The organism is Nocardia anaemiae NBRC 100462 (assembly GCF_001612725.1).
GTDB lineage: Bacteria > Actinomycetota > Actinomycetes > Mycobacteriales > Mycobacteriaceae > Nocardia > Nocardia anaemiae.
This window is the reverse complement of the sequence record NZ_BDAZ01000060.1, coordinates 91,885-98,529: the sequence shown is the minus strand read 5'-3', so window position 1 is coordinate 98,529 and position 6,645 is coordinate 91,885. Positions and strand designations below refer to the sequence as shown.

5 protein-coding genes are annotated in these 6,645 nt (G+C 65.3%); 2 read left to right on the top strand and 3 right to left on the bottom strand.

Features of this window, described 5'->3' with window-relative positions; genetic code table 11:
* Both NA5_RS29660 and NA5_RS29655 read right to left on the bottom strand, forming a co-directional pair.
* Window positions 1-788, bottom strand: a 788-nt coding sequence (locus tag NA5_RS29660) for a coiled-coil domain-containing protein (protein WP_503826380.1), incomplete at its 3' end; no start/stop codon positions are given.
* 262 nt (window positions 789-1,050) lie between these two features.
* Window positions 1,051-1,626, bottom strand: coding sequence for an Rv1476 family membrane protein (locus NA5_RS29655; protein WP_063813667.1), 576 nt, complete (start codon window positions 1,624-1,626; stop codon window positions 1,051-1,053).
* A gap of 333 nt (window positions 1,627-1,959) precedes the next feature.
* On the opposite strand from NA5_RS29655, the gene NA5_RS29650 reads away from it, so the two are divergent.
* Complete coding sequence (locus tag NA5_RS29650) at window positions 1,960-4,776, top strand: aconitate hydratase (RefSeq protein WP_062991923.1); 2,817 nt, start codon at window positions 1,960-1,962, stop codon at window positions 4,774-4,776.
* Window positions 4,777-4,872: 96 nt separating this feature from the next.
* A complete protein-coding gene (locus tag NA5_RS29645) occupies window positions 4,873-5,439 on the top strand; it encodes a TetR/AcrR family transcriptional regulator (protein ID WP_040691943.1) in 567 nt (188 codons plus the stop codon).
* An 87-nt stretch (window positions 5,440-5,526) separates the two neighbouring features.
* On the opposite strand, the gene NA5_RS29640 is transcribed toward NA5_RS29645, so the two are convergent.
* On the bottom strand, window positions 5,527-6,639 hold the full coding sequence (locus tag NA5_RS29640; protein ID WP_062991921.1) for an ABC transporter ATP-binding protein: 1,113 nt from the start codon (window positions 6,637-6,639) through the stop codon (window positions 5,527-5,529).
* Between the last annotated feature and the right edge of the window lie 6 nt (window positions 6,640-6,645).

The window sequence follows — 6,645 nt, the reverse complement described above, 5'->3', positions numbered from 1 at the left end:
AGATAGGCCTCGCGTTGTCCTTGCAGCCCGGCCACATTCGCGCGCGCCTGGTCGAGGCGGCCCTGCGCCACCGTGCGCTCGCGTAATAGTCCCTCCCGCTGCGCCGCCTGCTGATCCTGTTCGGCCTGCACTGCGGCGACGGCGTTCTCGGCGTCGATCCTCTTCTGTTCGGCCATCGCGGCGGCCGCGTCGGCGGCCGATTTCGCTTGGCGCGCACTGGCATTCTTATTGCCCTGGGCGATCTGGGCGCGTCGCAGCGAGTCCAGCACCGACTGCTGATTCTTCGATGCCAGCGTCAACACCTGGGCGCGGTCGAGGGCGACATTCGGTGTGGCCGAGGACAGATAGGCGACCATCGAGGTCGCGGCGGGCCGGGTGTACGCCTGCACGGCGAACTGGTCGAAGTTGCGCCTGGCCTGGTCGACCTGGGTTCCGGCCTCGCTGAGTTCGCGCTGAGTCTGCACCACCGCGGCCGCGGCGGCGTCGGCGGCGTCGCGGGCGTCCTGCAGATCGACGAGGGCCTTGTTGACCTCTTCCCGCTTCTGGGCCATCGCGGCGTCGAGTTCCTGCAGCTTCTGTTCCGTCGCCGCGACCTGATTGATGAGCGCGCCGACCTCGGTGACTCTGGCGTCGACCTGTGCTCCGGCGTCGGCGATCTGGCTGTCGCTCGGGTTGGGCGGGGCAGGCGGCACCGCGGCGACCGGTCCGGCCGTGACGAGCACGGCAGCAGTTACCAGCAACCCCAGAGCGACCCACAGCGGACGCCTGGCAACGCCGTTGTTGCGCATCGCACCTCCCAAGGACCCGACAGGCTGACCTCACGAGCCCCCTGCGAACCATCAAACTCAGTGGTGCACAGATAGCTCTCTGAACACTCTTTCCCCATCCGTAATCATTCGAACCGTACGTCACATCATTCACCAAGGAAACTCCGGCAACAGAACTACAGCGGCGTAATTTGCCCGTTGCCCGGAAATAGCCGTACGGGTGCAAGGATTCGGCCGGGCAAAACAAACCGACCGTTAGGAAAAGTAACTGAGCGGATACTCGCTACGAGGTGAGTTCGCGGTCGTCGGCGCGACCGGAAACCTCCACCGGCACGGCCCGCTCGACAGAACGGCGCGACTTGACCCAGTAGAGTCCGCCGACCAGCACCGCCGTGCCGACGAGCAACACACTCGTGATCGCGGTCCAGGAGAATGTCTCCGGCCGCTCCAACTGATCGACGAAAAGCTGCGCCGCCTGCGCCGAATGCCCCTGCGTGCTCTTGGAAAGATCCTCGGCCCGTTCCAGCTTCACCCGGCTGATCGAATCGCTGTAGGTGCCGACCCAGTCGTCGCTGAACACCACCACGGTTCCGTGTTCGGTCTTGCCGACCTCGGTGGCCAGGTCACGTAGATTGGAGTCGTGACCTGGATTACCGGGAATCACCACGATGCTGAGCTCGATGCCATGGGCTCGGGCATCGACGACGACCGCCTCGAGTGCGTCCTGATCCTTACCCTTCGGCGTGGCCACGTGATTGTCGACCACATCCTCCTTGATCTGGGTCAACGTCTTGTCGTCGATACCAGGGGGGAGTTCGGCGCGCATGGGCGCGAACACCGAGGTGTGCGAGACGGTCATCTTCCATCCGGTCTGTCGAGCCGCATCGGTACGCGAGGCGACGGGCATCCAACACTGCAGAGTGATCCGGTGCGGGCCCACCGGTCACCCCGAACAACTCGAAAGCACAGTACGCGACGGAGTGTCGGATCACCTTCGGACGGCGCGTTCAACGGCACCCGCGCGTTTCACAGGACAAGCGTACTGTTAGGCTCGAAGCCGCGAGGAGCCAGTACGTTCCAGCACTGGAACCCTCCGAACACGTAACCGTAGCGACCGCTTGCAGGTCGTTCGAAAAACCAGCCGCGGGCACAGCCCCGCCCGCGGCAACCCTCACAGACGAGTGGAGCTGACGTGACGACAAGTATCGATACTTTCGGCGCCAAGGGCACCCTCGAGGTCGGAAGCAACTCCTACGAGATCTTCCGTCTCTCGGCCGTGCCGGGCACCGAAAAACTCCCCTACGCACTGAAGGTCCTCGCGGAGAATCTGCTCCGCACCGAGGACGGCGCCAACATCACCTCCGATCACATCCGCGCCATCGCGAGCTGGGATCCGTCGGCTCAGCCGAACACCGAGATCCAGTTCACCCCGGCGCGGGTGATCATGCAGGACTTCACCGGCGTGCCCTGCATCGTCGACCTGGCCACCATGCGTGAGGCCGTCGCCACCCTCGGCGGCGACCCGAACAAGGTCAACCCGCTCGCCCCCGCCGAGATGGTCATCGACCACTCCGTCATCATCGACGTATTCGGCCGTGAGGACGCCTTCGAGCGCAACGTCGACATCGAATACCAGCGCAACGGTGAGCGCTACCAGTTCCTGCGTTGGGGTCAAACGGCTTTCGACGATTTCAAGGTCGTGCCGCCGAGCACCGGCATCGTGCACCAGGTCAATATCGAGCACCTGGCGCGCGTCGTGATGGTTCGCAACGGCCAGGCCTACCCGGACACCTGCGTCGGCACCGACTCGCACACCACCATGGTCAACGGTCTGGGCGTATTGGGTTGGGGCGTCGGCGGTATCGAGGCCGAGGCGGCCATGCTGGGCCAGCCGGTCTCCATGCTCATCCCGCGCGTCGTCGGCTTCAAGCTGACCGGCGAGATCAACCCGGGCGTGACCGCCACCGACGTGGTGCTCACCGTCACCGATATGCTGCGCAAGCACGGTGTGGTCGGCAAGTTCGTCGAGTTCTACGGCAAGGGCGTCTCCGAGGTGCCGCTGGCCAACCGCGCCACCCTGGGCAATATGAGCCCCGAATTCGGTTCCACCGCAGCGATCTTCCCGATCGACGAGGTGACCATCGACTACCTGAAGCTGACCGGCCGCTCCGATGAGCAGGTCGCGCTGGTCGAGGCCTACGCCAAAGAGCAGGGCCTCTGGCACGACGCCGACAAGGAGCCCGCCTACTCGGAGTACCTCGAGCTGGACCTGAGCACCGTGGTGCCGTCCATCGCGGGTCCGAAGCGTCCGCAGGACCGAATCCTGTTGTCGGAGAGCAAGACCGCGTTCCGCAAGGACATCCACAACTACACCAGCGACGCAGAGACCGGTCCGGCCGCCACCACGCCGCACACCCACCTGGACGAGGCCATCGAGGAGTCCTTTCCGGCCAGCGATCCCGCGGTGCTGTCCTTCGCCGACGACGACGCCGTACTGCCGTCCGCCGCTAACGGTGCGGTCGGCCGCCCGTCCAAGCCGGTCAAGGTCTCCACCGAGGAGTACGGCGACTTCGTGCTCGACCACGGCGCGGTCGTGGTCGCCTCGATCACCTCCTGCACCAACACCTCCAACCCGTCGGTCATGCTCGGCGCGGCCCTGCTTGCCCGCAACGCGGTGGACAAGGGTCTGACCCGCAAGCCGTGGGTCAAGACCTCGATGGCCCCGGGTTCGCAGGTTGTCAACGGCTACTACGAGAAGGCCGGTCTGTGGCCGTACCTGGACAAGCTGGGCTTCAACCTGGTCGCGTTCGGCTGTGCCACCTGCATCGGCAACACCGGCCCGCTGCCGGAGGAGATCTCCAAGGCGGTCAACGACAACGACCTGACCGTCACCGCGGTGCTTTCTGGTAACCGCAACTTCGAGGGCCGCATCTCCCCCGACGTGAAGATGAACTACCTGGCCTCGCCGCCGCTGGTCATCGCCTACGCGCTCGCGGGCACCATGGACTTCGACTTCGAGAACGACGCGCTCGGCAAGGACACCGACGGCAACGACGTGTTCCTGAAGGACATCTGGCCCTCGCCGCAGGAAATCCAGGACACCATCGACCGGGTCATCTCCCGCGATATGTTCCTCGAGGACTACAAGGACGTCTTCAAGGGTGACGAGCGCTGGCGTTCGCTGCCGACCCCGGAGGGCAAGACCTTCGAGTGGGCCGAGGAGTCGACCTACGTCCGCAAGCCTCCGTACTTCGATGGCATGCCTCAGACGCCGGAGCCGGTCACCGACATCAAGGGTGCGCGGGTGCTCGCACTGCTGGGCGATTCGGTCACCACCGACCACATCTCCCCCGCGGGCAACATCAAGCCGGGCACCCCGGCCGCGCAGTACCTGGAGGCCAACGGCGTCGAGCGCAAGGATTACAACTCCTACGGCTCACGTCGCGGCAACCACGAGGTGATGATCCGCGGCACCTTCGCCAACATCCGGCTGCGCAATCAACTGCTCGACGATGTCTCCGGCGGTTATACCCGCGACTTCACCCAGGACGGTGGCCCGCAGGCGTTCATCTACGACGCCTCGCAGAACTACCAGGCCGCGGGCATCCCGCTGGTCGTGCTGGGTGGTAAGGAGTACGGTTCGGGCTCCTCGCGCGACTGGGCCGCCAAGGGCACCTCGCTGCTGGGTGTGAAGGCCGTCATCACCGAGTCCTTCGAGCGCATCCACCGCTCGAACCTCATTGGTATGGGCGTCATTCCGCTGCAGTTCCCGGCCGGTGAGTCGGCCGCGTCGCTGAAGCTGGACGGCACCGAGACCTTCGATATCGAGGGCATCACCAAGCTGAACGAGGGTGTGACTCCGAAGACCCTGAAGGTCACCGCCACCAAGGAGAACGGCGATGTGGTCACCTTCGACGCGGTGGTCCGGATCGACACCCCCGGTGAGGCCGACTACTACCGCAACGGTGGCATCCTGCAGTACGTGCTGCGCAACATGATTCGCGGCTGAACGACTGTGCTGTAGTAGGTCCGCGCACCGCGTCACCCGCGGTGCGCGGACCTCTTCACATCGCATTGCCCGCTTCGCTCGGAGGAGCCCGCCGAAATGCCCAAAGTCAGTGACGATCACCTCGCCGCCCGGCGTAGTCAGATTCTGGACGGGGCGCGGGCCTGTTTCGCCGAATACGGGTACGACGGGGCGACCGTGCGCCGCTTGGAAGAGGCCATCGGACTGTCACGTGGCGCGATCTTCCACCACTTCCGGGACAAGGACGCCCTGTTCCTGGCGCTGGCCCAAGAAGACGCCGACCGCATGGCCGATGTCGCGGCCAATCAGGGCCTGGTGCAGGTCATGCGCGATATGCTCGCCCACCCGGAACAATTCAATTGGCTCGGAACGCGTTTGGAGATCGCGCGCCGCCTGCGCACCGATCCGGAATTCCGCGCGAGCTGGACCCAGCGCTCCGCCGAACTGACCGCCGCCACCCTGGCCCGCCTGGAACGCCGCAAGGCCGCAGGCGCCCTCCGCGACGACGTCCCCACCGACGTCCTCCTCGGATATCTGGATCTGGTGCTGGACGGCCTCATCGCCCGCATCGCCTCCGGGCACACCAACGAAAACCTTTCCGCGGTCCTGGATCTGGTCGAGGCCTCGGTCCGCCGCAAAGAGTGAACCAGCCGCAGCATCGAGTGCGGTTCGTCCCTGCTGGTCCGCGCGATCGATGACACCGTGCTGGCCACCGGCTCAGCGGCATTGTGGCTAGTCCGAGAGACGTGTTCCGTTCACCGGATGGAACAGATGGACCGAGGCTGGGTCGCTGACCTGTAGCGTGACCGATTCGGCGAGGGCGGCCGGGGCACGGGTCGCCGAGCGGGCGACGAAGGTGAACGGCTCGCCGTCGAGGCCGGTGATGGGCGCACCCGGTAGGCGTGCGTACACATACGATTCGCTGCCGAGTTCCTCGACGAGTTCCACGGTGGCCGTGAAACCTATTCCGTCGCGCCGCAGTTCGACGTGTTCGGGGCGGATGCCGATGGTCACCGTGTCCAGGCCCGCCTCGGCGAGGCGAGTCATCTGCTCGCGCGGCAGTTCCATTGTGGTGCCAGCGATGTCGACGCCACCAGAGGTGAGGGGCGCCCGGAAAAGGTTCATCGACGGCGATCCGATGAATCCGGCAACGAACGCGTTCGTGGGCCGGTCGTACAGCTCGGCGGGGGTGCTGAACTGCTGCAACCGGCCGTCGCGCAGTACCGCCACCCGGTCACCCATGGTCATGGCCTCCACCTGATCGTGGGTGACGTAGACGGTGGTGGTGCCCAGCCGCCGCTGCAGCGCAGCGATCTGGGTGCGGGTCTGCACACGCAACTTGGCGTCGAGGTTGCTCAGCGGCTCGTCCATGCAGAACACCCTCGGCTCGCGCACGATCGCACGCCCCATCGCCACCCGTTGCCGCTGTCCGCCCGACAGTTTCGCCGGTTTGCGATCCAGATAGGGGGTGAGACCGAGCAGTTCGGCGGCCTCGGCGACGCGGCGTTTGCGTTCGGCCACCGGTACTTTCATCATCTTCAGCGCGAAACCCATATTCTCCCCGACGGTTTTGTTCGGGTACAGCGCGTAATTCTGGAACACCATAGCGATATCGCGGTCCTTGGACGGCACACCGACCATGTCCTGACCGTCGATGCGGATCGAGCCGCCGTCGATCTCCTCCAGGCCGGCGAGCATACGCAACGCAGTGGATTTACCCGAGCCCGACGGCCCGACGAGGACGATGAACTCCCCGTCGGCGATATCGAGGTCGAGCGAGTCGACCGCGAGCGTCTCGGCGCCCGGATAGACGCACGATGCGGAGTCGTAATGGATTGTGGCCATGAGTTT